The sequence below is a fragment of the Anaerozeibacter quisquiliarum genome, from assembly GCF_051162045.1.
GTDB classification, from domain to species: Bacteria; Bacillota; Clostridia; order Christensenellales; family Aristaeellaceae; genus Anaerozeibacter; species Anaerozeibacter quisquiliarum.
Window position 1 is genome coordinate 1 of sequence record NZ_JBISDI010000077.1, and the last position, 2,139, is coordinate 2,139.

The 2,139-nt window shown below is 66.3% G+C and carries 2 protein-coding genes; both read left to right on the top strand.

All coding sequences use genetic code 11. From position 1 onward, the window contains the following. Positions 1-692: hypothetical protein (locus ACH6CV_RS18015; RefSeq protein ID WP_456359604.1), on the top strand; the 692-nt coding region annotated here is incomplete at its 5' end. Next, the coding region (locus ACH6CV_RS18020; RefSeq protein ID WP_456359605.1) for a phage tail spike protein at positions 692-2,139 on the top strand (1,448 nt) is incomplete at its 3' end. The genes ACH6CV_RS18015 and ACH6CV_RS18020, both read left to right, overlap by 1 nt.

The window sequence follows — 2,139 nt, forward strand, 5'->3', positions numbered from 1 at the left end:
ACTGGTTCGCCTGGAACGGCGTGCGGTGCACCGACTACGGCATCCATGTGCTGACACACCCGCCCATCGCCCGGCCCAGGGAGCGCGTCATGACCCAAGTGGTGCCGGGGCGCAGCGGCGCCCTGACGATCACGGAGGGCGAATGCGTCTACGACGAATTCATCGCCCCCTGTGAATGCATCGCGCCGAACCCCGCATCCATTCCCGCGTTCTCCGCCTGGCTGCACGGACCCGGCCTCGTGATGTTCGGGAACCGGCCCGCCGGCTACCATCACGCCCGCGTCAGCAACCAGCTCGACTTCGAGACGGTCATGCGCGGGCGCGCGCATCGCAGATTCACCGTCAACTTTCGCTGCCAGCCGTTCCTGTATCTGCTGGGATTCCCGGACATCGTGCTGACCGCGCCCGGCCCGGTCGTGAACCAGGGCACGGTGTTCGCGGAGCCGGTGATCACCGTGGAGGGGTCGGGCGACGTGGATCTGACCGTGGGCGACGTGACGCTGGGGATTGCGGGCCTCGCGTCCTCGATCACCATTGACGTGCCCCAGCGGCTGGCGTACCGCGAGGGCGTCAACCTGACCGGCTCGCTGACCGGCGACGGCTGGCCGACGCTGCCGGTGGGGTCATCGGCCGTCTCCTGGGCAGGGAGCGTGTCCCGCATCACAATCACCCCCAACTGGAGGACGCTTTGATGGGCGAGGTATACATCTATTCTCCCGACGCCGAGGACTTCGACACCATGGGCCTGTGCGGCGCGCTCACGCCCACATCCTGTGTGCACACCGAGGCTCGAAACGACCTCTCGGAGATCGTGCTCGCGCACCCCATCGACGAAGCCGGGCGCTGGGCGTTTCTCCAGAACGACTACATTTTGAAGTGCGACGTGCCGGTGCGCACCGTGCCGCCGATCACGCCGGAGGGGGTGCTGGTCACCGCGCACGAGGTGTGGACGATCCGCACCGGCACGACCAAGGCGCAACGGAACCTCTATTACAATGAGAAGGGCAATCGCACGCGCAAGAAGAACCTGCCGGCGGGCACGGAACTGGCGATCGTGCTCAAGGGCGCGGCCCGGTACAAGGCCGTCTTCACCACGCGCAAGCGGTACCGGCATAAGGGTCGGTGGCTGTGGAGGGATTCGGCTTACTACGGCTGGGTCATGGCGTCCGCGCTGCAGTACAAGCTGACCGCGGACTGGCCGGACGATCCCGCCGCCATCGAGGCCGTCGCGCCCGCGTGGGTGGTGTCCGACCAACTGTTCCGCATCCACAAAGTCGAACTGCGCGACGACGGCGTGACCGCCTACGCCCGGCACCTCTTTTACGACTTGCTGAGCAACATCACATCCTATCCGGCCGGGCAAACGGATTGTGTATCAGCCGTGGAGGGCGTCCTGGAGGGCTGCCTGGCCGACACGCCCTTTTCGGGCTTCACCGACGTCGGTGGCGTGCGGGTCGTCGACGGCTGGACGCGGGTCAACCCGGTCAGCGCGCTGCTCGACCCCGAGACCGGCATAGCGGCGCTGTGGGGCGCGGAGCTCGTCCGCGACAACTTCGACTTCTACCTGCTCCGGGACGCCGGGCTGAACCGCGGCGTCCGAATTGAATATGCGAAGAACCTGCTGGGCGTCTCCTGTGAGATGGATGCCGGCGACGTGGTCACGCGCATTGTGCCGGTCGGCAAGGACAAGAAGGGCAACGACCTGCTCCTGGCCCCGGGCAGCTACGACGTGGACGGCACGATCCACACGATCATCGCCGATCAGGTCTGGATCGACAGCCCGCGCGCTTCCCTGTATCCGATGCCGCGCGTCCAAGCGCTCGCCTGTTCCGACGAGTGCCGGGAGACCAAGACCGTCGCCAAGGCCATGGCGCGCGTCCGCATGATCCGGGAAGCGCTGGACGCATTGGCGAATGACGCCGATCTACCCAAGGTTTCTCTTAAAGTGGAGTTCCTGTCGCTCGGGGACACGGAAGAATACGCCCAGTACCGGAGCCTCGAGGACGTGTTCCTCTACGACCGGGTCCGGGTCAAGCACCCGGGCATCCGGCTCGACGTGCTGACCGAGGTCAACCGCGTCGAGTTCGATTGCCTGGGCGAGCGGTACCTGTCCATTGAGCTCGGCTCCGTCCGGCAGGA